The organism is Lactiplantibacillus brownii (assembly GCF_031085375.1).
GTDB lineage: Bacteria > Bacillota > Bacilli > Lactobacillales > Lactobacillaceae > Lactiplantibacillus > Lactiplantibacillus brownii.
In genome coordinates, this window is the sequence record NZ_JAVCWF010000001.1 from 899,862 (window position 1) to 926,522 (window position 26,661).

Genomic DNA, 26,661 nt, shown 5'->3' on the forward strand with positions numbered 1-26,661 from the left:
GGTATCTTTTAAATAGTAATTATTACCATTTAAAAGAGAGGTAACGTCAAATGGAAAAACAAGATTTAGCCAGTGCACGCCGTCGCATGCGTAGTACTAATATTAAGTCGCGTAAACGAGCCCTAAAAGTGTTACATGATTATCGCCGTCAGTTGCAAAAGGCGAAATAAAGACATCAAAAATAGTTGGTTAGCGTTTGATTGCTAATCAACTATTTTTAGTTGGAATTTTAATTTTTCCGCCGGCGACGTTTGGTGATTTCCCAGCTGGTAGCTATAACTGCGATAATTAATCCCAAACCAATGGCCGTTAAGGCTTGTGTTCGGCGTTCGTCAGTTTGCGGTAACTGACCAGTATGCAAGGCAGCTAAGCCACGAATACGTAAACTTTCTAATTTAGTTGCGCGAATTGGGGCCTTGGCTACGTGAGCTTGCCTGATGGCTGTATCAATTTTGCTTAAAACACGCTTGACTGCCGTTGTTCGTTGCGCTACCGGTAAACTCAAGGCGGCGTTTAATTCAGTTTCGAGTTCGGTGACGATTTTGGCGTCGTCCGTAGTTGTTTCGTTTCCGGTCTGAGTCTCAATGGGCACAGCGGTTTCTTCAGTAACTGCTGGTTCGGCCACAGTTTCTTTTTCTACTGAATCCGGATTTTCTGATTTTGATTCAGTAGTATCACTTTCTTCAACGATATCTTCGTCTTCAGAATCAGGTTCGACGACATCATCTTCGTCTTCCGGATCAGGTTCGATGACATCATCTTCTTCCTCTGGATCAGGTTCGACGATATCATCTTCTTCCTCAGGATCAGGTTCGATGACATCATCTTCTTCGTCTTCCGGATCGGGTTCGACGATATCATCTTCTTCCTCAGGATCAGGTTCGACGACGACATCATCTTCGTCTTCCGGATCAGGTTTGGTGACATCTTCTTCCTTTTCTTTAGGGTCATGCTCATTATCGGTATTGTCCTGTAAATCCCAACGGTGTGTTTCGCCACTCACTGTCACGTGAGTCGCGATTAAATTACCATCCATATTTTGATTAGCAATTAACGTTGCGCGTGGTGCTAAGACACTACCTTGGAAGCGGGCATTAACGTCAAAGGTTCCAGTAAATGGTTGTTGATTGGCATGTAAATTCCATAGAAGATGATTATCACCGTAAGCATCCGCGTCTTTATTAGCACGGACGGTCCCATCTGGATAAGTGACTTTGATTTCACTGTTGTTGGGATAGATCGTTTGCCCGTTAGTTTCAACATTGAAAATAATTGTGTTGCCGTTTGCGTCAGGGGAGACGCCTTTAATAATTAAAGGACGGTCTTTTGCTAAAACATCTGCGTCTAAATTGATTATAATTTGACCAGCTTCGTTGGGAGTCATATCGGTAACGTCGATTGTCCGTTGATTTTCATCTTTGAAATCGGCTGTCGCATAACTGGCGTTGGAAACTTGCCGACTCAGATTTAGGCTGGTTTCAGTTAGTTTGGCGAATTCTGCGTCGAAATCAATATAAGTTTCACCAGGCTGATCTTGATAGACTTCGTCTGCTACCAAATGAGCAATTGTCGTATCGGCAACAATCGGTTGATTTCGGTCACTGACATCAATAGTGATGCCTTCACCAAAAATAACTTTATTGCAACGGGTACTTCCTGCCGAAACGAAAGAACTATTTGCGATTTTAATAATTTGTTGAATATAAGTGATATCGCGATCGAGCAACTCCAATTTGTTGGTCGTTCCAAAGTCGACGAGGCCATTTAATCGGGCTACGGCCAAGTTTCCGGCAGTATGTGCGCGTAGTTCGGCCTCATAAGCAAAAATGTGGAATTGCGAGGCGATGCCCAAGATGTTCACTAAACCGGGATGATCTTCGTAGACGTTGCCACCAGATGGGATAGCGTCAAAAACATCACTAGTCGCATCTGATTCAATTTCAGCAGTATCACTAAATGTCGTTTGAGCTTGATCATCAGTGGTCGGACTATTTTCGGTGCTGTCAGTTTCAAAAGTCGTCGTGGCTTCGGTATCGGCATCCGTATCACTTGTTGCCGGCTCACTGGCGGAACGATCTTCTGATGGCGTTGTCGATTCTGTTAAGGTTTGTTCAACCGTATCGGCTAGGGCCACAGCAGGCGTTTGTAATGCAAAACATCCCAAGATGGCCAATGTTGTCATAATCAGAATAAGCGTTCTTGTCAAATCAAGCCATTGCGACTTGCTTTCTCGAGTAGTCATATCCATGCACCTCACTTGTTGGTTACAGCTGCTAGTCGGCATAAATCTTCACTTTTTGGCAAAACGCGGACCGCGTTTATCCCCCATTTCTTTGATGGCACTCGTCTTGTGAGACAATTCACTTAACTTATGAGCATCATAATATCTGACCCCAAATAAAAAGTCAAACGTTATACAAACTATTAGAAAATGGCACAAAAAAGCACTGACCAATTTCGGTCAGTGCTGCGTTAATTTTTAGAGTAAATGAATCCCATTGGCTTCGCATTTGTCGATCATGGCTTGTGGCCACAAAGCGGCTTGCACTTCGCCAACATGGGCTTTGCCAAGTAACAACATGCAGAGTCGTGATTGACCAATCCCGCCACCAATCGTGAAGGGGAGTTGATCGTGCAAAATGGCTTGGTGATAAGGATACTGGAGTCGATCCTCGGCGTGAGCTAATTTTAATTGCTTAGCTAAGGAATCGGCATCGACCCGAATGCCCATGCTAGAAACTTCGAGCGCGAGTTGTAAGGGTTCGTACCAGAACAAGATATCACCGTTTAATTGCCAGTCATCGTAGTCAGGGGCGCGGCCATCATGACGTTTGCCGCTGTGCAATTCACCACCGATTTGCATTAAGAAGACGGCACCGTACTTTTTGGTGATGGCGTCTTCACGTTCTTTAGGTGTTTTGTCAGGGTACAGATCTTCCAATTCTTGAGTGGTGATGAAATGGATTTCGTCTGGTAGGTGATGAACGGCCTTCGGGAATTTATACCAAACTTCATGTTCCATATGTTTGATTACTTTGAAAATAGTTTTTACGGTTGCTTTTAAAGTATCGATGGTTCGTTCGTCTTTAGCAATCACTTTTTCCCAATCCCATTGATCAACGTAGGCTGAGTGGAGGTTGTCTAAATCCTCGTCTTTGCGAATCGCGTTCATGTTGGTGTATAAGCCAGTATGCATGTCGAAGCCATAGCGTTTTAACGCAACACGTTTCCATTTAGCTAAGGAGTGCACGATTTCAATCGTTTCATCTGGTAAGTCTTGCATCGTGAATGACACTGGGGTTTCCACGCCGTTGAGGTTATCGTTTAAGCCAGATGATTTTGTGACAAACATGGGTGCGGATAGCCGTGACAAGTTAAGTTCTTTACCAAATTCGGTTTGGAAGGTTTCACGAATATAGCGAATCGCTTGTTGGGTTTCTTTGACGGACAATTTTGGATCGTATGACTTTGGAATAATTAAATGCATAATTTCAGTTCTCCTTTGGGTTTTTGGCTAAGATAAAACGAAAAAAGTCTCCCGTCTCTTGACATAATCAAGGGACGAAAGACTTTTTTCGCGGTACCACCCAAGTTGTTTATCTAAAATAAACCAGCTTTTAATAGTGTACAAACATACACCACCGATGATAACGTACCGGTCGACGACTAATCCTACTTTAACGAAGTTATTTCAGTTAGCAACTAAGAAAGTGTTTTTCGGCACGATCAAGATCTGGTTGGGTTTCCACTAAGTCCCAATTCACTGGCAGGTTGATCGTACGTACTCCTCTTTCCTACGTTTTTTATCTTGTGACATTTATATTAGCACTCATTCTTAAAAAGTAAACCCCAAAATTAAAATTTAACGAGACCCTGATGAACAAAGCTCTAATTAATCATTTAAATTATAGCGAAGCTTCATTTGTTCAGAGCCAGCGATGACCATGTCACCGAGCAATTTAGTTTGACGTTTCATTGATTCATCCGCTAGTTTTTGATTAGCGGCTTCCAGATAGGCATTCACGTCGGTTTGCTGACTCAAGCCGGCATCCGTCGCATTTTCAATCTGACGATAGGCACTCATTGCACCTAATTCAAAACTGTTTCGCATATCAACGTAGAAGTCATAATCAGTATCGCCAAGTAAAGCTGTGGTGCAACTTAACCAGTACATATTGTTCAGGTTGAAGGTACCATCCGCATCTTTATAGCTGGCAGGGGTATCTTTAACATTGGCATAGAAAGGCACAACCGTATTGAACGTGTTGGCCCCGAAGGCTAACCAGTGAATCCCAGCGATTTCTGCCGGTACGTTGTTACGAATTTGTAAGATGTGCACATCATGATTCCGGTTGATCCCGATTGGGCGGAATAACTTTTTATCCGCTTCAGAACCGCTACCGTAAACGTCATATTTTGTGTTTTCATAATGTGAACTCAACACAAATTTAACGTCTTCGATGGAGATCTTCCGGTTGGCGTGGCAAATGAAAGGCAAGTCTTGTCCCATCGGATCCTGGTCAACGTCTGGAGTAAAGTATTTCTGACCAAACCAAGCTCGTGGATTGTTATAGACCGTATCTTTAATCGTGGCGCTACCAAAGATATGACGTAGGTTGATACGATCAAAATCAGGGTTCAAATGGTTGGTTTCGATTAATTCAGCCAAATCAGCTGAGGCCAACGTATCGGCGGCACTAAAGTCGAAGTCGTCAATATTCATCCGATTAGGTGCGACCACATAGGCGTCGTCTGGAATCCGCTTGGCCGCCCAATGATGACCACCAATGGTTTCTAGCCACCAAATTTCATTATTATCGGAAAAGGCGATCCCATTTGGTTCATAAGTGCCGTATTCTTTTAAAAGTGAGCCTAGTCGTTCGACCCCTTCTTTAGCAGAATGGATGTAAGGCAATACTAGGGTGACAAGATCTTCTTCCCCAATGCCATCGTCAACTAGGGGATCGATGCCTTGAATGCGGGAATTGGTCGTAATGGTTTCAGTCGCAGACATCGCAATGTTTTCACTGTTGATACCGGCGGCTGGCCAAGTTCCGTTAGTTAAGATTGAGTTTGGAATTGACGTGTAACGTAACGGGTTAGCAGGTAATTCCACCTTAACTTTACTAATAACGGATTGATAATGTTGTGGTTGGTCTTCTGGATTGACGACAACTAACCGTTCTGGATCTAGTGCTTCATGGCCGTCATCATTTCGTGAAATAATGGTGGAACCATCGATGGAGGCCTTTTTACCAACGAGAATCGTGGTACATGAGCCTTGAATTCTTTTTGTCATTTTCTTCGACACTCCTTTGAAGTTATTATCCTCATTATACGCTTTCCCGTTCTGTAATAGCAGGGGGGAAATTAGCCAACAGCTTGACTAGTTTTCTTCAAGATATAGTTCACGCCACTAATACTGATACCGGCTCTGCTAGCAATTTCACGATACGTTTTGCCTGCTGTTCTAAGACGACGAACTAATTGATGTTTAGTTTCCTGACCATCAATTTGTTCAGCTTTGTGAATGGCTGGCTTGACTGGCTGTGGCAACGTTAAAATCTCTGGCGTAGCTGCTTGGATGATTGCCATTTTGTGAATGACATGGTGAGTCGTTTGAGCGTCCCATAGCGCATTATGTTGCTGTGGATTAATGATATTTAGCAAACCAGCCACGCCATTGAGTGGTAAGTCATGTGTGGTGGTTAAAGCATGCTTGTTGCTACGATTGATCACTAAATTAGTGTATTGTTCGCCATCGAAGACGGTCAAAGGTTGATTTACCGTGGCTTGCTCACTAGCGGTCAGTTTTTGATAATACTGTGCGATCAACCAGCGTAAGGACCGTAAATCGTAGGCCTGATCCCAGAAAACCAGTGGTAGTTGGGGAACCAAGACCTGAGCGATGAATTTTTTAAGGACAGTCAGTGGTTCGGCTTGTCGTTCAAATGTCGCCAAAGCGAGCTGAGTCGCGTCAAGTGCTGCGAGCTTTCTCTCTGGTAGGAAGGACGGAAAGTCCAAATAGTGATTGAAGAAGACCGTTGTTTGGGTACCAGCGACATAACTTAGTGCGGCTAATTGAAAAACGGTGGCATCAGCGCCATTGATTTTGGTCGGTTGCCACTGGAAGCTACCATTCACAAAATGCTTCCGGAAAAATGGCCCAAATTCGCAATCAATGACGATATAGTGTTTGGGGATGCTAGTCAGTGTCGTGACGTGTGAAAATACTTTGCTGAAGTCTTCCTGAAAATCGCTTAGCTGAGTGAGTTGATTGGGCAATTGGTAGTGGTAGGCAGCCAGCAGGTTTGAAATCGACAAGCCAGTTGGGTTGGCATCGGCCTGAGAGACATTTTTGAGTTTAATTTGTTGCATGCGGTCGTTTTCGAAGTGAATTGTGTACACGACACCAGCTGAACTAAGCTTGATCCGTGCGACTAAGCCGTGCTTGGCTTGATCTTCAGCGAGCTTGAGTTCACCAGTGGCTGTGACCTCAAAGATGGGATAACCGACTATGTATAAGTGATCAGGATTATTTTGGGTACTTTGCACTAATAAGACGATTTTTGCAGCCATGTGGCAACCTCCCTAAACCTTTTTGAATCCAATAGTGACGTTAAACTTGTGTTGCTAGCTTGCTAAAATTTTAGTGGGCTGACCGACCATGAATTTGTTGATGACGAATTGGTGGCGTTGATTATAGTGACCATATAAAGCTAGCTGAGCATCCGCTTGTAACTGATAATAAAGGGTTAGCGCGTGCTTAACAACCAGACAGTTAATCGTCTTCTCAGGGTCATCAAGGCGTTGGACGCGAACGTATAGCATGAAAGGATCTAATTTTAAGATTTTAGTGTGGTTGGCATATTTAACGTTTAAATTTTGCATTTCCATGATTATCACCTCAAAATCATTATACGAACATATGTTCTAAAAAGCTAGTATAAATTGTCTTTTAGACCAAAAAAATTTGTGAGTGGTTTAATTCAGGCAATAGTCAGCCAGATGTCATGATTAACGGGTGTGCTCGAAAACGTGCGTCTCACCACAAACTGGTGACACAATTATGGTGAGTTTTGACTAAACCGCAGACTTGATCAGTTATCATTTTGGCAAAGACTAGTGGGTTAGCGATGGTAACGGAACCAACATCGGGTGGTTGAGCACCCGTGAAGGCGGCTGAGTGGGCCTTTTAGTGAAGATTTATTTAAAATCACCAATAAAAAACTACAAAAAGACGGCAACTCTTGGTATGATAAACTCTGGCGAATGAAAGGGGGACCGACCATGGAACGTGGACGGCGAGCAACATATGAAGAGCGGATTGAAATTGTGAAGTATACTTTGGCGCATGAGAATAATTATCAGGCGGCGGCCGATAAATTTAATGTGTCGTATCCACAAGTCTACACGTGGGTCCGTAAGTACCGGCAATCCGGTGACGAGGGGTTAGTGGATCATCGCGGCCGGCCCAAAGAATCAAAATAATTATTTACATATGAAAATGCCAACCGAGGGTATCATGACCTTGGTTGGCATTTTTACTTAGGCGATTAACGTGTAGGTGGCGCGAAACTCGGCCAAAATGGTCGTTTTGAAACGCGCAATTTGATCCGGATTGAGCTGTGCCTGTTGATGGGGTTCAACAAGGCCGTTTAATTGAAAGGCCAAAGTCGCGTCCAAATAACTTTCCGCAGTGGGCAAGCTCAGCCTGTGATCTTGGACTTGGGCTAAGATTTGTGTGACTAACGCCTGCGCCTGAAACAGCATGAAAGCTGGTGTTAAATTTGACACCAAGAAGTGGGCCGTTTGGGCTTGTCGCAAGTAAGCGAGTAGGTCAGCTAAGTAAGTTTTGGTCGCCTGTTGCAATTGTTGGGCAAGTTCTGGATAGACGACTTGTAAATCTGTTGAAAAAGTTGTGGTCGTCGAACCAAGTAATAGCAGCGAATTCAGCCAAGTCGGTAAAAAATTAGCCGCTTGAAACTCGGCAACTGGATGTTGTTGAATAAAAGTTAGATGACGATTAACGACGGCCCGCACCAGGTCGTCTTTATTTTTGAAATTGAGATATAGTGTGGCGCGGCTAACACCCGCCTCTTTGGCAAATGTGCTCATAGATTGTTTTTGAAAGCCGCGAATTAAAATTAAGTGATTTAGCTTAATCACTAGGTCATGACGTTCGATCATCTTGATCACCTCAAAAAATAGTATACAATAATTTTACAAATTAGACAATATGATGTATTATTTGTCTAATCTAAAAAACAAACGAGGTTATTAATTATGAAAAAAGTTATTGTGACCGGTGGTTCCGGTTTTGTGGCCAGTTGGGTGATTGCGGAATTCTTAACACATCATTATGCGGTAGCGACAAGTTTACGTTCACTAAAAAAGGCTGCCACCATCAAGCAAGGGTTAGCACGCTATGTTTCAGCGACTGACTTAGCGCGATTGACTTTCTTTGAAGCTGACTTAACGAGCGCTGACGGCTGGGAAGCCGGACTGCAAGGGGCTGACGGCGTTATTCATGTGGCTTCACCATTAGGACATGGCACGGAGTTGACCGAAGAATTGGTTTCGATCGCTAAAGCTGGGGTACAACATGTCCTGTCAGCGGCCCATGCCGTGGGAATTAAGCGGATCGTGTTGACGAGCTCAGAAGCGGCTTCGACGCCAGCGAGTTTGGCGAGTGGGACTTTTGATGAAAGCTTTTGGACGCAATTAGATAATCCAGAATTAGATGCTTACCGAATTTCAAAAGTCGAAGCGGAAAAGGCTGCTTGGCAGTTGGCGAAAGCGGATGCGCTGGCTTTAACGACAATCTTGCCTGGCGCCATCTTTGGTCCGGTTATGACAAGTAATCTGAGTTCGAATGGCATTTTATTACAATTACTAAAGGGGCTACCGGCGATTCCTAAAGTGCCAATGGAAGTGAGTGACGTGCGGGATCTAGCACGCTTACACCGCCTGGCTTTTGAAAATGATCAAGCGATTGGACAGCGCTATTTAGCAGCCGACCAGTCCATTAGCATGCTGCAGATTGCACGAACTTATCAACAAAGTTTTCCACAATTGAAACTAGCCGTGCGACCATTGCCTAACTTTGCGACCCGTCAACTGGCAAAAGTGATGCCGAGTCTGCGAGCCTTAGTGCCAATGTTGGATCGGCACTATCACCACACAACCCAAGCTGCAACCACTCAGTTGGGTTGGTCACAACATACGCCAGTAGAAACGGTTGTTGCGGCTGCCCAGCGATTAATTAGCTTGGGACTAGTTGAGTAATTGGTAGGTGCTTTTCACAACCGTCACAGTTGAATCTAGGTTTAAAGGTTGAAAGACTCAAAAGCATCACAAATGTTGTAGTATCGGTAACCCATAAGCCTAAAGTAGACTCACCTAAATTTAGCGCTCCGTCAGTCAAAATCGGTGTGCTGTGGGGGACGGCGCCAGCCAAGGTACGGTCTGACGCCTCAATTCCAAGCCGACAAAACACGTCTTTGAATTGCCCCGCGAGATTAGTCAGCCAAGAACGCCGATTAATCTCGCCGACACTGCACACCGATTTTGACTGACTCCGCTAAGCATAAATAACTACTGACTTAGCTGGAGGTTGTTGCTGATAGCATCGGACGTGCAGGTAGTGTTTGACCGGCGTTCTTTTGCCGGCCTTACACCACGGACGGTCCGGGAGATTTGCGGCTTTGGCAAAGTTTCCGGGCGAGGTTCAAGACGTTTCTATGGCTTGAACCGGTCCCTCGTCCGCATGTTATCGGCAACAACCGGAAGCGGCAGTAGTCGACTAGTTTTCATTACCGGATTGTTGACGTAGTGGTGCAGACCGGCAATTTTTAATTTTCAACCTTTAGTCTAGGTTAAAAAAATTGGTTAATGCTCAGGGTTTTGAGTAGGCACCAATTTTTTTATTAGTTTTAGGCCAGAAAGTAAGCACGGTTTAGGGAAAAACGGCCAAGTACCGGCTAAAATCGCGTCTTTGTTCCGTGAAACCGTCAGTTGTAACTCGACTGGATTCTCGGTAGAATGGAAACACTGAATTGATTAAAAGGAGTAGTGGGCGATGGACTTAGCGGCGGCGCAACAAGTATTAAAAACAACGTTTGGTTATGATGAATTTCGACCGGGACAAAAAGCGGTCATTGAACAAGTATTAGCTGGCCAAAATACGCTGGCCGTAATGCCAACTGGGGGTGGCAAGTCTCTGTGTTACCAGATCCCAGCCTTACTATTTGAAGGTCTAACGGTGGTCGTTTCACCCTTGATTTCGTTAATGAAGGATCAAGTTGATGCGTTAAATGATAATGGTATCGCGGCCACATTTATCAATAGTTCGATGGCCTATCGTGAGATCAATCAACGGTTGCAAGAACTGCGCGCGGGCGATTACACGTTGCTCTACATTGCGCCAGAACGGTTAGATTCACCACAGTTTATTCAAGCATTGGGGAATTTGCCCATCAAATTGTTGGCGATTGATGAAGCCCATTGTATTTCGCAATGGGGACATGATTTTCGACCAAGCTACTTAGCTTTGAGTACCGCGATTGAACAATTACCGACCCAGCCACAAGTCTTAGCGCTAACTGCAACGGCGACGGAACAAGTGGCACAAGATATTTGTCAGCGTCTGCAGATTGCCCCTGATAATGAAGTCAACACTGGTTTTGCGCGCGATAATTTGGACTTGTCAGTGGTTAAAGATCAGGACACGGATCAGTACATTTTGGATTATTTAGCAGCTAACGCAGCAGAAGCCGGAATCATTTATGCTAGTACGCGGAAAGAAGTCACGCGGATCGCGGCGTTATTGAAACGACATCATATTCAAGCAACGATGTATCATGCAGGTTTAGACGATGACGTTCGCCGAAAAAATCAGGAAGACTTTCTGTATGACCGTGTTCAAGTGATGGTCGCAACGAATGCGTTTGGGATGGGAATCGATAAGAGTAATGTCCGATTTGTGATCCATGCACAGGTTCCTGGTACCTTGGAAGCCTACTATCAAGAAGCGGGCCGGGCTGGTCGAGACGGCTTGCCAAGTCAGGCCATCTTGATCTATCGGGCTAAAGATATTCAAATCCAGCATTTCTTTATTGATGAATCTGAAATGGATGACGAACATAAACACCGTTCTTATCACAAATTACAGCTAATGACGCAATATGCGAATACGCAAGGGTGTTTGCAACAATTTATTTTAAAATACTTTGGTGAAGCTTCGGAACCATGCGGGCGGTGTAGCAACTGTCGTGATGACCGCGCGGCGCAAGATATTACCACGGCCACACAAAAAGTGTTGTCTTGTGTAGTCCGTTTGCATGCACGTTTTGGCAAGGGCGTCGTGGCACAAGTCTTGTGTGGGGCCAACAATCAGCGCATCCGTGACTTGAATTTGAGCGACTTGCCAACTTATGGCATTATGAACGGGCAACGCCAAAAGAGTGTGACGGAACTGATCGATTTCTTAACGGCGACTGGCTACTTACAAACCCAAGGCGGTCAATATCCCACTTTGGCGGTCACTAAAAATGGCGTCGCAGTTTTAAAGGGACAAACGCAAGTGTATCGTAAAACGGCGCAGACCGTTGAGCAGGCTGCGCCGGAAAATGATGCGTTATTTGAACAATTACGGACATTGCGACACAACTTGGCTGAGGAACAACATGTCCCACCGTTTGTTATTTTTTCAGATAAAACGTTGCATTCGATGTGTGAAAGATTACCAGAAAACGATGAAGCCTTTCTAGACGTTAAAGGTGTTGGCGCTAGCAAGTTGGAAAAGTATGGTGAGACGTTCATGGAAACCATCCGCGCCTACGCGCATCAACCCGCTACCGCGAACTAACGACCGTTTGATGACTGAGTGCAGGCGTTCGCTTAGTTTCAGCTCGATTTAAAATACCATAAATATCACTCGCAACTTGACCATAAGATTTAACGCCGTTTTGAATATTCGACATGATGACGATATAGGTCTGACCATTATGACTAAAATTATTAGCGATATTCCAACCGCTCAAAACGCCGTGACTACTGTAACTGGCGGGATTAGCGTAAAAACCCATGCCATAAGTTGACGAACTACCAGCCGTGAGCATGGTTTTGCGCGCCGCTTTTGAGATTAACCGGTTAGTCATGAGGGCGTGGTCAAAGCGGTACATATCGCTGACCGTCATGTAAAGATTACCACAACCATATAGTTGAGATAAATCCGGCAGTGTGGGCGTGGTATAGACGCCATTTTTAATCTTGTAACCAGTGGAATGATTAGCGATTTGATCAAAGGTTTGATAAGTGCCAGTGGTAGCCATTCCGGCTGGTTTGAAAATATGCTTTTCCAAATAAGGCATTAATGGCTGACCACTGACTTTTTCCACTAAATAGGCCAGGACGGTGTAATTACTGTCTAGGTAATGCCATTGTCCCGGTTGGGCGCGGATGCCTTGCTTTTCGATATCTTTAACCAATGCTTTGGGTGTGATGGCCGCGTTAGTTTCGGCGTGACCAATTAAACCGGAAGTATGGGTTAATAAGTGGCGCAGTTTAATCTGATGACCATTGGGAAAATTAGGGAGAAATTTGCTGACAGGATCATCGACAGTTAATTTACCGGCGTCCTGCAATTGCAAGATGGCTGTGGCAATGACGGCTTTTTGTGCCGAGCCGATATAATAGGGCGTGGTCACTTCGTTCGGAAGCTCAGTTTTGCGATTACGCCAGCCGTAACCTTTACGGAGCACGATGCGGTTGTCACGGACTACCAAAATTGATCCTGAAAAATGTAAATTGGTCATATAACGATCGAGTGACTGATTGTTAACCACTGTCGAGAGTGGTCGTTTGACCGCTGTTTTCGTGGTAGCGTTGGCCGGCTTAGGTTTAGCCACCACCGTTGTTGGCGTCGGTTTAGCGGTTCGTGGTGATGGTTGCAGCAAATCAGTTGTCATCGCCAAGATGCCACCAATCCCGACGACTGCCAGTATAAGTATGCCAAGCCGGTAACGCCAATTAGGCTGTTGAAAATGCATGTCAATTTCCCCCAAAAATTAAGTTTGATTCAAATTAACCTAACTATACCATTGTTGTACAAAGTCAATTGTTAAATTTCGGTAATCTTGGAGGAACTTACAGATGGAAATAGCTTGGAAAAACACTTCAGAATCCGTTTCAATGAAACACTTTTTAACCACCCACGGGATTAGTATGCGGCTTATTAAAGAAATTAAGCATGGTAACGGCGATTTCTTGGTCAACGGACAGTCGCAAACGGGGGTGATCACGGTTGCCAAAGGGGATGTGGCAGGTATCGCTTTGCCAGCTGAAGCCAGTGACGAGACGATTGCGAGCAGCGAGCAACCAGTAGCGGTACTTTACGAAGATGCCAATTGGTTGGTCGTCAATAAACCCGCGGGCTTAACGAGTGTGCCGGGGCCTAGCAATCGCGACGAGACTTTGGTTAACCGGGTCAAAGGACATTTGCAGCGGGAAGCGGCGGAAAATTTGAAGCCACACTTGATCACACGTTTAGACCGTGATACGAGTGGCATCGTGCTAGTTGCCAAGCATCGTGTGGCTCAGAGCATTCTGACTTATCCACCGGTTGCGGCATCCTTGCGAAAAACCTACTTGGCCTGGGTGAGTGGGAAAGTCATGCCGACGCAAGGCATGATTGATGCGCCTATTGGCCGACCAACGGACAGTCCGCGACGGGCAGTCATGGCTAGTGGTCAACCAGCCGTCACCGAGTATCGCGTCGAAAAAAGATTTGCAGCGCAGGTCACCCAAGTGAGCTTAACTTTGGTGACTGGTCGGACACACCAGATCCGGGTCCATTTGACCCATTTAGGCCATCCGTTGCTGGGTGATGCGCTGTATGGTGGCGACCAAACCTTAATCAAACGGCAGGCGTTACACGCCGAAAAGCTCGCTTTCTTTGATCCTTTCACGGAACAGCAACGCGACTTTGTGGCGCCGTTACCAGCCGATTTAAAACAATTAGTTGCCACCTTAAACACTGAAGTTTAGGTGCCAAATTAAAAACGTCACGAGTCAGTGTAACCCTAAGGTTAGCTGTCAGCGTGACGTTTTTTGTGTAAAAATTATTTACCAGCAACTGGTTCGTAGTCAGATGCCAGTGTTGCGAATGTTGATTCTAATTGTGCGAGCGGATCGGTCAAGGTTAGGTAATAGATATGTTCCACACCGTTACTGCGCATGTCGATCACGCCGGCTTCTCGCATCAAGCGAAGATGATGTGAGACTGCGGGCCGCGAAATGTTGACGAGTGCGGTAATATCCGTTACGTTCAAACCATCACCACTGTTCCCCAAGGCAATGATGATTTGGCGTCGAACCTTTTCGGAAAAAATACCGATAAGCTGGGCGCTTTCCGCTAATGCTGTTTCAGATTTTTCATAGTTAGCCATAACTGAACTAGTCCTTTCAAATTTGATTAACTTAGACCTGATGAATTCCCCCACGGTGGCTTAATTACGCTGAAACCAGGTTTGGCGCGGGTTAAGCAAGCAACTACGCCAGCTTTGGCGTTCATGCTCAAATTAATTCGGGCACAATTTATTCGAATGAGTTAGTATTAGAGACGGATACTAAGTCACCCAAATCATTAAAGTCCGCAAGTTGTCAAACGGACTGGTTGATTTAAGGTACGGTTATACTTATACCTTATTAAAACAAGTCGGCTATTAGTTGTCAATTGTTTTTATTGTATCTGTACATTATTAGGCACTTAAATCATTAATGTTTGTTTTATATCCGTATATTGAAAAATGAGGTAAAATAGTTGTATACAAGGGGTGAGCGGGATGCACGTTTTAGGAATTTTAGGATCACATCAACCAGATGGGGTTACCGGAAAAATGTTGCAAGCAGTTTTGAAGGGGGCTAACGAGACAGCGACGACGGATTGGATCAATTTGGCAGATTATGAAATCAAACCAGATCATGATAACCAGCCTAACCCGGTGCTCGACAAATTGGAAGCAAAGTTGCTTGCGGCGGACGTTTGGGTCTTGGCTGCGCCAGTTTATTTGGGTAGTTTATCAGGAGTCATGAAAAACTTTTTAGATTGCTTTCGTAGTCGCATCGCACGGTATAACGCCGTTGGTGAGGCCGTGCCGGATCGGTTTAAAAACAAACATTATGTGACGATCACGGATTGTTATGCTGGTGGGATTGAGAACTATGTGACGGGGGTCACGGATGCGGCCTTCAAAACAATGGATAAGTTTCTCACGATGGGCGGTTTGATTAAGTTACGTGAAATTGTGATCACTCATACTTGGGGCATGCAAACGTTGGCGCCAGCAAAACAAGCAGAAGGTGAACGAGTCGGGCGTCAGGCAGCACGGAAAAAGGAGCGAGATGATAATACTGTGAAACGTTATATTGAATTATTTTTCATGATTGCCGTGATGGCATTAGTGACAATGGGCATTGAAGCGGGAATTGGACAATTGGTGCCACTACATAATTTTTGGGCGTATTATGGCGTATTTGTGCTAGTCTTTTATGTGTTATTGGCGTCAATTTTACACTTTTTTACGGTGGTCAAACATCGTCGGCGTTAATTGTGCTAACATAGAGGCGTGGGCGCCCTTAGTGTAATGGATAGCACGCGAGATTTCGGTCCTTGCGATCCGAGTTCGACTCTCGGGGGGCGCATATTTTAGACCCGATATAGCAACATTGATTTGACACCATTTTATTATGGTGTCTTTTTTTGTGATTTTTTAGTGAAAACTGCCCAGTATCATAACGTTTGTGAGCCAAAATGCAGTCTCAGAAATCGGGCTTTCTCTCATATTTAATTTGTCGAAACGTGCTCGGACCAACTGCCCCCTCCGTTTGGGATGGTTAGGCAATGCTCAGGAGTGACCCGTTGACCCTCGTGCTCTGAAAGACTTTACTACTGAGCATCATTCAGTCCACTCTGCACTAATCAGTTATCCTAATATTAATTGGTCTTGATACTGGGGGTTATCAATGTCTCCTTGTTTAATCGCTATCTGACGTCGGAGTGGACCAGTTCGTTTGCTGTGTCGAGACACTTAGCTGGGCGGTTTACCCAGGTTAGTGTCTGGGCCGACTTTTAAGACGTGAACTTCGGCTTGAAAGCGCCCTGCAGATCGTACTTTGGCTGCAGGTCTGCCCCACAGCAAACGAGCTGGTCAACGGAGACGGACAATTAATGAGCTATCTCTATTTGGTCCGGTTGGTCTGCCGTAATGATTAGTCAGGGTTTAAGGTTATTGATGATCATCAAGCTTCTACGGTTTCAGCGCGTCCTAAATTAACGTATAATTTAACTAATAATAACTTACAAGGAGGCAATTGCATGCAGGTAGTGGGACAATTTATCGCCACGGTTGGCTGGCTAGGGCTCGCCCTAATTGTCAGTGAACTCGGCGCGACGCTAATTTACGAATTGGGACAATGGGTGAGTTTTCGCCTGATTGGGGCACGCGTTGTGCAGATTGCGGGGTTTCGCTATCACTTGACGAAACGTGATGGACATTGGCGGTTCAGCCATCCGTTGACCAGTCGGCCGCATTTAGTCGCAATGCCGCCCGCGGACGCGCATCGGTTTAATCATGCGGTGTATTGCTTTGGTGGCGGCTTGTTTAGCCTGATCACGGTTGTTTTGAGCTTGGTCACGTTAGGGCAGTTTAAATTGAGCTTTAATCTCTGGCTGCTGGCGTTCATTATTTGGATCTGGATGAATACGTTAAAAATTGGCCAGTTGTTACCGATGAATTTGCATGGTCAACCGACTGCCGCCAAAGACTTTCAGTTGGCACGTGAGTCAGACGCGGCGATGACCGCGGCTTATGTGACGGCTGTCGCCACGGCCCTGAACGCGCAAACTGGCAGTGTCGCTGATCTGGACGCTAGTATGATTGTCATGCCACGTGGCGGCGGTAATCAGAATTATTTTGTCGTGCGACAAGCCTATCTGACCTTGACCTGGGGGCTGCAGCATGGCCTGAGTACCCCCGATTTGTTGGCTGGTCTCGCGCGTTTGGAACCGAGTTTCAATACGTTGCCGCCGGCGGATTTAGCCAAGTACTTAGATGCAACGATTTATTGGAATTTGGTGGCTAATCGGACAGAACGACAAATTACGGGGTGGTATCAAGATACTGGGGTCCAACAGCTATTACAACGGTATGAACCGCTGGCCTACTATAAATTGCAAGCGGCTTATAATTGGCGGGTTGCCAAACAACCGGCACTTGCGTTGACCCAGATCAAACAAGGTTTGAAATTTGCTAAACGCAGTCGAGATGTGACGGAGCAACAATGGTTACGCGCACTAAAAGTCATGATTGAAGCTTCTTAGGTTCTGGTAAAGATTGGTCGGCAAACGATTTGTTAGCAATTGGCAGTGCTAAGCTGAAAGTAGCTTAAGTGAGAAGGGTGAAAAAAGTGAAGCAGCGGATACAACAACATTGGGGTTTGTGGTTAACGCTATTGGTCATTGTCATTGGCCTAGTGGGGGTTGGATTGACCCGAGTGAACGCGGGTCTCTACCAACAGACCGTGGCGAAGGTGACTAAGATACAAACGATTAATCATCAAACGACGACGGATGAGTTCAATAATCAGGATGCCAGTTATACCCAGTGGGTGACGGTCAAAGTTTTAAATAATCATCATCAGGGGCACACTTATCGGATTAAAAATACGTACACTAAGTCGCAAGCGATGGATCAAAAATATCGGGTCGGCAACCAAGTCTTTTTGCGCATTCCCAGTCAAAAAGATGCCGCAATTACGATTCAAGGGTTAAAACGGGATACGACACTAGCTTTTGTCGCCTGGCTGATGTTAGCGTTATTATTGTTGATCATGCGATTTAGCGGGCTAATGGCGCTTTTGAGTGTGACGTTAAATGCGGTCTTATTTTATGCCGCAATTCAAATTGATCTCGCCACGAACGGTGGTCATCTTTATACATTATTTGGTATTTTGGCAGTTATTTTTGCGGTCCTCACGCTATGGTTAGTCCTTGGATTGACCCGAAAGATGTTGGTGACTCTTGGCGCAACGATTGTCGGCACGGGACTTGCGGTTGTGATTAGTTTGATCGTCTTCTCGGTGACTCATGAACGAGGGGTGACTTATGAGGCGATGCAGTATGTGACTCAGGTTCCCAAACCGTTATTTCTAGTGGAAACGATCTTAGGTTCGTTAGGAGCGGTCATGGATGAATCGACCGACATTGTCGCGTCATTGTTCCAGTTACAAACCGAACGACCAGATATTGCCCCCAATCAAGTTTTCAAGTCTGGGCTACAAATTGGTCATTCGATTATGGGACCGTTAATTAATGTGCTATTTTTAATTTTTATGGCCGACACGTTCTCGATGACTTTACTTTATTTACGCAACGGTAATAATTGGGGCTATACATTCACTATGAATATGTCGTTAGGCATGGTCCAAAGCCTGATCTCAGGGATTGGTATTGTTTTAGCGATTCCGGTGGCTAGTTGGTTAGCGAGCCGCTTGATGCCACGGGAGGTGACCTCAGCATGAGTACGATCACAGTTTTAGGGCTTGTTTTATTTGCCTTGATGACGATTATTGGTGGTAAAACTGGGGCAACCGCGTTTTTAAGCCTAATTTTGAATTTCGGACTTTTATTCTTATCAATTGTGCTCATCTCATGGGGCTTTCCAGCTATGGGCGTGTCATTGGTGATTGGAACAGTTATTTTAGCCTTCACAATTTTCTTCGGCGAAGATAATGAGTTAGCGGCCAAAACGGCTTATATTGCGTCGTTGATTATTATGGTTGCGCTGATTCTATTAATTTTCCCAGTGGAACATTGGATTATGGCGCAGGGCTTCAGTTTGGAAGATAGTGAAGATTTAGAAGGGATGTCGTTAACGATTGGCGTGTCCTTTGTTGGTGTGGCGGTCACAGAAGCCATTCTCAGTACGTTAGGTGCGATTGCGGAAGCCAGCATTGCCATTGCCGCCGGACTCAGTGAAATTATTGAGCAACATCCTCACGTAGCGACTAAACGGCTTTTTACAGACGGGATTAGTATTGGTAAACAGATCATCGGGACCACCTTCAACACGTTGTTCTTTGGTTTCTTCGGGGGCTTTTTAGCACTGTTTATCTGGTTTTCGGGTCTGCACTATTCATTTGGTAGTGTCATCAATAACAAAATTTTCGTCGGGGAAGTCTTGATGGTCATGTTTTCCTTGATTGGGGTTATTTTAGCCGTGCCAGTGACGACCTGGGTCATGACACTAGAACATCGTCGGGCGGCTAAGCTGAAAGATTGACGAGTCACCTGTTAATCTGGTACGGTGAAGTGAAATTAAGTCGAGGAGGAATAATGTTCTATGAAGATTCGTAAAGCGCAACCGCAAGATAGTGGTCAAATTGCGCCCTTAATTGCGATGATTTATCGTGATATGGCCATGCCAGTTTTGGCAAAGGTCAGTGAAGCAGATTTATTGGCGATGCTGACGACGTTATATGCGCTGCCAGAAAATTTGGATGGCTTGGCACAAACGTTTGTGGCGACGGATGACGACCAAGTGTTAGGCATCGCGTTCGGTCATCCAGCAGAAAATGAAGTGGCCGTCAATCAAATTTTAGCTAAAGTTTCAGCGGCACAACCGGGCTTCTCAGGACCGTTGGAACTTGGCGGTGAAACGCGTCCGGGAGAATGGTATTTAAGTATGCTAGCAGTCGCACCCCAAGCGCAAGGTCACGGGGTTGGCGGGCAGCTATTGACTGCGTTACCTCAGCTCGTCGCAACGTTGGGTGAAACCAAGCTCAGTTTAAATGTGGACGATGGTAATCCGCGGGCGGCTAAGTTATACCGGCGCCATGGCTTTGTGGCGGATGGTCAACTGATGATTGGCGTGCATCCGTATGCGCACATGCTCAAATCACTTTAAAAACGTGTAAAAGTCTGAGACCGGTTTGGGTCTGAGGCTTTTTTAATTGGATATAGACGGGTAAAATGGAACTTATTGAGCTAAACGAGGAGGAATAGTAAATGCAACTTTATTTTGTGCGCCACGGTCGTACCCAGTATAATGTTGAGCACCGATTTCAAGGTGGGTCAGCCGATTCGCCGTTAGTTGAAAGTGGGATTGCGGGGGCCAAGGCCGCTGGCAATTATTTGCGCCACGTTCAGTTTGCAAAAGTCTACAGTAGTCCTCAGGGGCGGGCCCTAGATACTGCCAAATTGATCACCGCTGAAAATCAATGGCAACCTACGATCACGATTGAACCACGATTACGAGAATTTGATTTTGGCAGTTGGGATGGGCAACTGGAACAGGATGTGACGCCTAAGGATCAGTTGGAAAAGGTGATCCATGAACCGGCCAAGTATCAGCCAGAGTTGGCTAACGGCGGGGAAAACTTTGCCGAATTCATGGCGCGAACGACTGCGGCGATTCATGAGGCAGTGGCTAAAGCTGGCATTGATAATCCCTTACCGGTGCTAATTGTGTCGCATGGTCTCGTGACCACGATGACGTTAAAAACGTTGATGGGCGTTCCGATTGCTGGCCTTCGTGATCCCTTTGTCGTCGATGGTAAAGTTTTAAACACAGTTGGTCATGGCATTGTGGATAACGATAGCTTAACAATTGTCGAAACCAATGATAATCAAAATTTTAAACTGAAAACTTGGAATGAAACGAGTTATTTAACCGACTAATTAAAAGGAGTGGTTAATAGATGAGTATTCCTGATAAAGAGGCACTTTATCCTAATCCAGCCATTAAAGAAGTGATCTTTCTAAAAAATGCGATCAAACGCGCCAATATTCAAGTGGGTGACTACACGTATTATGATGATGCCGTTGATCCATTGGCGTTTGAACAACACGTCACGCATCACTATGACTTTTTAGGCGATAAGTTAGTGATCGGGCGGTTTTGTTCAATTGCGTCCGGCATTGAATTTATTATGAACGGGGCGAACCATGTGATGCATGGTGTCTCAACCTATCCATTTAATATTTTAGGTGGCGATTGGCAAGCACATACGCCAGCGTTAAGTGACCTACCCATGAAGGGGGACACCGTAGTCAGCAATGACGTGTGGTTCGGTCAAAATGTCACGGTGTTACCCGGAATTAAAATTGGTGATGGCGCAATCATTGGCGCGAATAGTACCGTGACTAAAAATGTCGCGCCTTATACGATTGTTGGTGGCAATCCCGCCAAGTTAATTCGGCCAAGATTCAGTGCCGAAAAGGTTGCCGCCTTACGTCAGTTGGCTTGGTGGGATCGAGATATTACTTGGATTACTGCACACATTGACCAGCTGACGCAGGCCAATCTAACCGTTGCGGAAATCACACAATTAAGTCGTCAACAATAGACCTTTATCAAGGTCCCACTTAACTTGCTGCTCCGGTTGGTCTGGACTGATGCTGGAACGTGGTGGCCACGTTTGTGAGCCAAAGCGCGGTCTCACAAGCCTGGCTTTCTCTAAACTGAAAAATTCACCAGCTAAGAGAAATTTCACCACTGAGCATCATCCAGCCCAACCTGCGCTAATTAGAGTATCTCTAATATCAATTGATTTTTCGTTGGTATTAGGTTCATCAATATTCCCTTATTGAACCACTATTTAACGGCGGAGTGGACTAGCTCGTTTGCCGTGTCGAGACACTGAGCTGGGTGATTTTCCCAGGTTAGTGTCTGGCCGACTTTTAAGACGCGAACTTCGGCTTGAAAGCGCCCTGCAGACCGCACTTTGGCTGCAGGTTTGCCTCACAGCAAACGTGCTGGTCCACGGAGCCGGACAATTAATAATTTGTTTTAATAAACGCGATGATATCACTAGAAAAATAGTGCCAAAAAGACCGGCAAAATGGGTGATAATCCATTTTACTGGTCTTTTTATAGTCTGACTTGGAAGTCAAGACTGATTAAGCTATGCCACTTTTTAGTTCAGGCAAAACTTAGTCTGACATCAAGCTAACGAGGCGTTCAGTCATCAAATCTGCGACGTCACGTGCTTGCCAAAAACGGTCAATCAGTGGTGCAAAGGCATGATTTTGTCCTTGGTACTGAACAAATGTCGTGTCCACACCGGTATTGGCGAGATTTTCCGCATATTCCCAAGCTTGGAGTCGGAAGGGATCGAATTCACCCATCATAATCAGAGTGGCCGGTGAGTTGGCTAAATCCAATTGATTGAGTGGTGAAATCAGCGGCGAAGTCGTGTCCGTATTGGCTGGTAAATAGTAGTCAGTCATCAAGGTGTCAATTTGCTTGAACAAATCGTGATAATGTTCAAAACGCGCGCGTTGGTTGGGGATAATGGCATACTGGTTCACATCCCACAGTGGTCCCTGGTGGTCGGCACCTGGTGCTGTGACAGGATAGAGCAATAGTTGCTGGTTGATTTGGTGGCTGCCAAGTTGGCGATTTAAACTGGCCACGGCGAGCGCAATATTTGCGCCAGCCGAATCACCAGCAATTGCAATTTTGGTGTCTAGTCGGGCCTGTTGTAAATATTGAATAACGGCTAAACCATCCAAAATACCGGCTGGTGCTTTGTGTTCTGGCGCTAAGCTGTAATCAACATTGATTATTTCACAATGGCTGTGGTCCGCGATGGCCTTTAATAGGGCTGTATTATTGCTGGCTTGACCGCCATAAAAAGCGCCCCCATGGAAGTAAACCATGATTTGATGTTTCAAAATGATTGATGGTGTGAGCCACTCTACGGGGACAGCGCGACTTTGGCAATTGAGTAAAGTTGTTTCGACGGTCACACGGTCGCCCACGGAATCTTTAATTGGAGGCGTCAAGCTCCCAGTTCGTAACTCTGTGAGGTTATTTTCCAATTGAACCGGATTGTCCAAATTGGTCATGGTTTTCAACACGGCCGGGTCAAGTTGCCCGCTGGCAACCGTATCATTAAAAGGTTTGGTGATTTTATTAACACCATTAATTTTAACGGTGTCCAGATTTCTCATTGGCATCATGATTAAGACCCACTTTCTTAAGTTATAACTGATATTATTCAGTTTTATACTTAAGTCTTATTATAAGTATGAGTAATGTGGATTAATAAAATACTGAATAGTAACTTCAGTGAATAATCATATTGAGTCACCACTGTGAAATCAATCAGTGGTGTTAGCTGGTGATCAAGAAGAAATCGAAGATAACGGTCTCGTAACTAAACAATAGCAGTAAGCAAATAATCATGTAAGTGTAAAATGCCCCATGGATTTTGGTTGAGAGGGGTAGTCGCAGCTGGTGTTCACGATAGCTGCGACGTAGCCGGTAAAGACTACTGAGGATAATCATGGTCGCCACGGTGATAAAAATCGCCACACAGACTAGGTATACGATCAGACCTTCGATGAAGCGATTGGGAGCAAAGATAATGGAAATGAGTGGCAATAATAATAGAATATTACTGTATCGTTGTATGGCATCCCACCGCTGAACCCGTTTGGCTAATTTGCCAGTCTGCGGATGTGATTGGTTAAATTTGCCCTGCTTAACGATGAAATCAGCATAAGTTTGCACGCTGATGAGACTGCCATCGCTGAGCTTGGTATAGAGCCGATTCCGCAAAGCAGAAAAGATGACGATTGCCAGTAAGGTGACAACTAGTAAGGTAAATAAAATGAGTATAGTAAGCAAATGAAAATCCTCCCAAAAAGTTTAGCTAATTATAGGATACACGTTGATTGTAAAGCTTTGATAAAGTTGAAATAGTTTGACGAAAAAACGACGCTTGGTCAGTCTTTTAAACTGAACCAGCGTCGTTTTTAGATTTAAATAGTTGGTTTTAAAGCCAAGGCTTTAGCAGCTTCTTCACTATCATCAAAGTGATGTTTTGTGCGGCCTAAAATCTGGTAATCTTCGTGACCTTTGCCAGCGATGAGGACCACGTCACCGGGTTGTGCGGCGGCAATGGCTTTAGCAATCGCTTCATGACGGTCAACGTAAACAGGAACATTGGCATCTGGAACGCCCGCAACCATGTCTTGTAAAATGGCTTCAGGATCTTCTGTTCGAGGATTGTCCGAAGTGAAGATCGGCTTAGTACTCCGTTGTACGGCAATTTTGGCCATTTTTGGTCGTTTACCTTTATCACGATCACCACCACAGCCCACGACACAATAGATGTCCTTTTTGGCAAAGTCTTGAATGGTCTCTAAAGCGTTGAGTAGGCCATCGGGGGTATGTGAATAATCAACGATGACACTAACGCCAGTATGTGATGGCACGGCTTGAAAACGGCCCTTAACGCCAGGAACTTTTTCGAGTGAGGCGATGATCTGATCTTCAGGAATACCGCTAGCATAGGCGGCTGCGAAGGCCGCTAACATGTTATAAACATTGAATTGACCGATCAACTTCATCGTGACATGCGTGATATGTCCGAAAACGGATAGATCAAATTCTGTGCCATGACTCCGAATTTGCACATTTTGCGCATTGATCATGGCGTCTGGTTTTAAGCCAAACGTGAGGACGTGGGCCGCCGTGTATTGTTCAAATTCACGACCCACCGGATCATCGGTATTTAAAACAGCAACTTTTTCAGTGCCGTTGGCGCCGTATTTGTTACCAAGTTGTGCAAAGAGCATGGCTTTGGCTTCAGCATATTTTGCCATTGTTTTATGAAAGTCTAAGTGATCTTGCGTCAAGTTGGTGAAGACGGCGATATCGTAGTCGATACCCCAAACCCGGCCTAAGACCAAAGCAATTGAAGAAACTTCCATTGCAACAGTTTCAACACCAGCGTCGCGCATTGCTGCTAACGTCCGTTGTGTCGTAATGGCATCTGGCGTGGTATTGGCAGTTGGCAACTTTTTGTCTTTAATTTTACGATACATCGTGCCAATCAAGCCGGTTGCTTGTTGTTGATCGCGATAGATCTGCTCGATTAAGTGGGTGACGGTCGTTTTACCGTTTGTCCCGGTAACGCCGATCATCCGCATCTTTTGGCTGGGTGCGCCATAGAAGACATCGGCTAAGATGGCCATGGCACGTTCCGTATTTTGCACGTAGATCACAGGCACGGTCACGTGAATTGGTTTTTGAGCCACAATAATTTTGGCACCGGCCGCCACTGCTTGATCGACTAAGGTATGGCCGTCAACGTGATAACCATCGACCGCGACGAACATGGCGCCCCGTTTGATCTCACGGGTATCTTGTGTCAGCATGGTCACGTCGAAATCCGTGGTCAAAGCTGGTTGCACTTGTTTAAATTTTAAACTGTTAATTAAGTCGCTTGCTTTCATTAATTAGACGTCCTTTTTATATATAATTAGACTACTTGACGCTTTCTAGGATACCATGCAAATATGCTAAAAGTCGAGACCCACCAGCCGCATCGTAAGTTGACCGATACTTGGTAGGACTCGACTTTTTTAGTTTAGGCGGGTGACGCTTCGACACCTAAAAATTCATCATGTAAGGCATTCATTGCAACTTTCAAATCAGCTTCTTTAACTAAGACCCAAATCGTGGTATAGCTATCGGTTGATTGTAAAATATCAATGTGTTGTGCACTTAGAGCGGTGACGATCCGTGCGGTTACCCCGGGAGTGCCGGTAATACCAGCACCGACCACGGAAACTTTGGCACAGTCGCCAATTGCTTGGCAATGCACATGTGCTTTAGTTAATAGCGCTTTAGCCACTTTAGCATCACCGTTAACTAGATTAAAGACGACTTGGTGTTGCGTAATATTGATGAAGTCGACACTTAAATTGTGTTGGGCCATCAATTGGAAAATCTCACTCGAACTTAAAGTATCGGTCGGCACCGTGAATTGGGTCAAATTGGTTTGATGTGCAACTCCGGTGACGGTCCGATAATGCTCAATCTGTGTCGTGGTGCGATCGGTGACTAGAGTCCCAAGTTCGTCAGGTGCTTGGTAAGTCGAGCGAATGCGCATCGGCACATGGGCTTGTTCCGCAATTTCGACAGCCCGCGGATGAATCACTTTAGCCCCTTCATGCGCCATATTAGCTAATTCTTCATAACTGATGGCTTTGATGAAGCGTGCATGGGTGACCAACCGTGGATCGGCGGTCATCATACCATTGACATCTGTAAAGATATCCACTCGTTTGGCTTTCAAAGCCGCACCAAGGATAGCTGCCGACGTGTCAGAACCACCACGACCAATCGTCGTAATGTGCCCAGTTTCAGTTGCTCCTTGGAAGCCAGTGACAACCACAACGTCAGCATCAGCGAACGCATCTTGAATCGGTTGGGGATCGACCCGCAAAATTTTTGCATTTTGAAAGTCATCGTTGGTCACGATTCCGGCATCATGACCGGTCATCGCAACCACATTCAACCCTTGTTCGCGTGCTAATTCGGTGAAGACGGCAGTTGAAATCGTTTCGCCAACTGAAACCAGCATATCCAGTTCACGGTTCGTTAACCGGGTGGCCTCACCGTGTACTAACCCAAGCAGTGAATCGGTGGCGTAGGGTGCGCCCTTGCGACCGATAGCTGAAACGACCACGATGACTTTATCTCCTTGATCAACAGCATATTGCACGTGACGTAAGGCTTGCTTGCGGGCCGCCTCATCTTTTACGGACGTCCCGCCAAATTTTTGTACAATAATTTCCATGAA

General features: G+C 45.4%; 24 protein-coding genes, 1 tRNA gene and 1 other annotated feature. Of the genes, 13 read left to right on the top strand and 12 right to left on the bottom strand.

The genetic code is table 11. The features are described from left to right. The first annotated feature begins 50 nt into the window (after positions 1 to 50). The gene (locus RA086_RS03840; RefSeq protein ID WP_308702587.1) at positions 51 to 170 is read left to right on the top strand and encodes a putative metal homeostasis protein; all 120 of its coding nucleotides are present in this window, start codon (positions 51 to 53) and stop codon (positions 168 to 170) included. A 59-nt stretch (positions 171 to 229) separates the two neighbouring features. On the opposite strand, the gene RA086_RS03845 is transcribed toward RA086_RS03840, so the two are convergent. The 5 genes from RA086_RS03845 to RA086_RS03865 all read right to left on the bottom strand — a co-directional run bounded on the left by RA086_RS03845 (position 230) and on the right by RA086_RS03865 (position 6,897). Continuing rightward, positions 230 to 2,242, bottom strand: a complete 2,013-nt coding sequence (locus RA086_RS03845; protein WP_308702588.1) for a collagen-binding domain-containing protein — start codon at positions 2,240 to 2,242, stop codon at positions 230 to 232. A 237-nt stretch (positions 2,243 to 2,479) separates the two neighbouring features. Next, on the bottom strand, positions 2,480 to 3,487 hold the full coding sequence (gene asnA, locus RA086_RS03850; protein ID WP_308702589.1) for an aspartate--ammonia ligase: 1,008 nt from the start codon (positions 3,485 to 3,487) through the stop codon (positions 2,480 to 2,482). Between the two features lie 67 nt (positions 3,488 to 3,554). Next, positions 3,555 to 3,806 (bottom strand) — a binding site (T-box leader). A gap of 86 nt (positions 3,807 to 3,892) precedes the next feature. Further along, positions 3,893 to 5,299 carry a C69 family dipeptidase gene (locus RA086_RS03855; RefSeq protein WP_308702590.1) on the bottom strand — a complete coding sequence of 469 codons (1,407 nt, stop codon included), beginning with the start codon at positions 5,297 to 5,299 and terminating at the stop codon, positions 3,893 to 3,895. 71 nt (positions 5,300 to 5,370) lie between these two features. Next, positions 5,371 to 6,579, bottom strand: a complete 1,209-nt coding sequence (locus RA086_RS03860; protein WP_308702591.1) for a hypothetical protein — start codon at positions 6,577 to 6,579, stop codon at positions 5,371 to 5,373. A gap of 54 nt (positions 6,580 to 6,633) precedes the next feature. Further along, the gene (locus RA086_RS03865) at positions 6,634 to 6,897 is read right to left on the bottom strand and encodes a hypothetical protein (RefSeq protein ID WP_308702592.1); all 264 of its coding nucleotides are present in this window, start codon (positions 6,895 to 6,897) and stop codon (positions 6,634 to 6,636) included. 393 nt (positions 6,898 to 7,290) lie between these two features. Between RA086_RS03865 and RA086_RS03870 the strand changes: the two genes are divergently transcribed. Beyond that, positions 7,291 to 7,491 (top strand): helix-turn-helix domain-containing protein, encoded by a 201-nt coding sequence (locus tag RA086_RS03870; RefSeq protein WP_308702593.1) that lies wholly within the window; start codon positions 7,291 to 7,293, stop codon positions 7,489 to 7,491. 57 nt (positions 7,492 to 7,548) lie between these two features. On the opposite strand, the gene RA086_RS03875 is transcribed toward RA086_RS03870, so the two are convergent. Further along, on the bottom strand, positions 7,549 to 8,190 hold the full coding sequence (locus RA086_RS03875; RefSeq protein ID WP_308702594.1) for a TetR/AcrR family transcriptional regulator: 642 nt from the start codon (positions 8,188 to 8,190) through the stop codon (positions 7,549 to 7,551). Positions 8,191 to 8,286: 96 nt separating this feature from the next. Here RA086_RS03875 and RA086_RS03880 point away from each other — a divergent pair, with 96 nt between their 5' ends. Together RA086_RS03880 and recQ are read left to right on the top strand one after the other, a co-directional pair. Continuing rightward, positions 8,287 to 9,288, top strand: coding sequence for an NAD-dependent epimerase/dehydratase family protein (locus tag RA086_RS03880; protein WP_308702595.1), 1,002 nt, complete (start codon positions 8,287 to 8,289; stop codon positions 9,286 to 9,288). 793 nt (positions 9,289 to 10,081) lie between these two features. After that, positions 10,082 to 11,869: a DNA helicase RecQ gene (gene recQ, locus RA086_RS03885; protein WP_308702596.1), complete on the top strand. Its 1,788-nt coding sequence runs from the start codon at positions 10,082 to 10,084 to the stop codon at positions 11,867 to 11,869. Here the strand turns inward: recQ and RA086_RS03890 are convergent. Continuing rightward, positions 11,856 to 13,052, bottom strand: coding sequence for a serine hydrolase domain-containing protein (locus RA086_RS03890; RefSeq protein WP_308702597.1), 1,197 nt, complete (start codon positions 13,050 to 13,052; stop codon positions 11,856 to 11,858). The genes recQ and RA086_RS03890 overlap by 14 nt on opposite strands. Before the next feature lie 103 nt (positions 13,053 to 13,155). Between RA086_RS03890 and RA086_RS03895 the strand changes: the two genes are divergently transcribed. Beyond that, positions 13,156 to 14,049 carry an RluA family pseudouridine synthase gene (locus RA086_RS03895; RefSeq protein ID WP_308702598.1) on the top strand — a complete coding sequence of 298 codons (894 nt, stop codon included), beginning with the start codon at positions 13,156 to 13,158 and terminating at the stop codon, positions 14,047 to 14,049. A gap of 74 nt (positions 14,050 to 14,123) precedes the next feature. Here RA086_RS03895 and RA086_RS03900 read toward each other — a convergent pair whose 3' ends face one another. Then, a complete protein-coding gene (locus RA086_RS03900) occupies positions 14,124 to 14,450 on the bottom strand; it encodes an ArsR/SmtB family transcription factor (protein WP_308702599.1) in 327 nt (108 codons plus the stop codon). Positions 14,451 to 14,846: 396 nt separating this feature from the next. Here RA086_RS03900 and RA086_RS03905 point away from each other — a divergent pair, with 396 nt between their 5' ends. From RA086_RS03905 to RA086_RS03940, 8 genes are all read left to right on the top strand, one after another. After that, positions 14,847 to 15,611, top strand: a complete 765-nt coding sequence (locus tag RA086_RS03905) for a flavodoxin family protein (protein ID WP_308702600.1) — start codon at positions 14,847 to 14,849, stop codon at positions 15,609 to 15,611. A 22-nt stretch (positions 15,612 to 15,633) separates the two neighbouring features. After that, positions 15,634 to 15,705, top strand: a tRNA-Arg gene (locus RA086_RS03910). A 673-nt stretch (positions 15,706 to 16,378) separates the two neighbouring features. Further along, positions 16,379 to 17,383, top strand: a complete 1,005-nt coding sequence (locus tag RA086_RS03915; RefSeq protein ID WP_308702601.1) for a hypothetical protein — start codon at positions 16,379 to 16,381, stop codon at positions 17,381 to 17,383. A 77-nt stretch (positions 17,384 to 17,460) separates the two neighbouring features. Further along, positions 17,461 to 18,582 (top strand): YibE/F family protein, encoded by a 1,122-nt coding sequence (locus RA086_RS03920; protein WP_407659051.1) that lies wholly within the window; start codon positions 17,461 to 17,463, stop codon positions 18,580 to 18,582. Beyond that, a complete protein-coding gene (locus tag RA086_RS03925) occupies positions 18,579 to 19,343 on the top strand; it encodes a YibE/F family protein (RefSeq protein ID WP_308702603.1) in 765 nt (254 codons plus the stop codon). The genes RA086_RS03920 and RA086_RS03925 overlap by 4 nt, the downstream gene beginning before the upstream one ends. 60 nt (positions 19,344 to 19,403) lie before the next feature. After that, a complete protein-coding gene (locus RA086_RS03930; protein WP_308702604.1) occupies positions 19,404 to 19,967 on the top strand; it encodes a GNAT family N-acetyltransferase in 564 nt (187 codons plus the stop codon). A gap of 101 nt (positions 19,968 to 20,068) precedes the next feature. Then, on the top strand, positions 20,069 to 20,740 hold the full coding sequence (locus RA086_RS03935; RefSeq protein ID WP_308702605.1) for a histidine phosphatase family protein: 672 nt from the start codon (positions 20,069 to 20,071) through the stop codon (positions 20,738 to 20,740). 20 nt (positions 20,741 to 20,760) lie between these two features. Further along, complete coding sequence (locus RA086_RS03940; RefSeq protein WP_308702606.1) at positions 20,761 to 21,408, top strand: Vat family streptogramin A O-acetyltransferase; 648 nt, start codon at positions 20,761 to 20,763, stop codon at positions 21,406 to 21,408. Positions 21,409 to 21,994: 586 nt separating this feature from the next. On the opposite strand, the gene RA086_RS03945 is transcribed toward RA086_RS03940, so the two are convergent. The 4 genes from RA086_RS03945 to dapG form a co-directional block, all read right to left on the bottom strand. Continuing rightward, complete coding sequence (locus tag RA086_RS03945) at positions 21,995 to 23,026, bottom strand: alpha/beta hydrolase (RefSeq protein ID WP_308702607.1); 1,032 nt, start codon at positions 23,024 to 23,026, stop codon at positions 21,995 to 21,997. Between the two features lie 154 nt (positions 23,027 to 23,180). Beyond that, positions 23,181 to 23,696, bottom strand: coding sequence for a hypothetical protein (locus RA086_RS03950; protein ID WP_308702608.1), 516 nt, complete (start codon positions 23,694 to 23,696; stop codon positions 23,181 to 23,183). Positions 23,697 to 23,830: 134 nt separating this feature from the next. Then, the gene (locus RA086_RS03955; RefSeq protein ID WP_308702609.1) at positions 23,831 to 25,309 is read right to left on the bottom strand and encodes a UDP-N-acetylmuramoyl-L-alanyl-D-glutamate--2,6-diaminopimelate ligase; all 1,479 of its coding nucleotides are present in this window, start codon (positions 25,307 to 25,309) and stop codon (positions 23,831 to 23,833) included. Between the two features lie 134 nt (positions 25,310 to 25,443). Beyond that, the gene (gene dapG, locus RA086_RS03960; RefSeq protein ID WP_308702610.1) at positions 25,444 to 26,658 is read right to left on the bottom strand and encodes an aspartate kinase; all 1,215 of its coding nucleotides are present in this window, start codon (positions 26,656 to 26,658) and stop codon (positions 25,444 to 25,446) included. Positions 26,659 to 26,661: the final 3 nt, after the last annotated feature.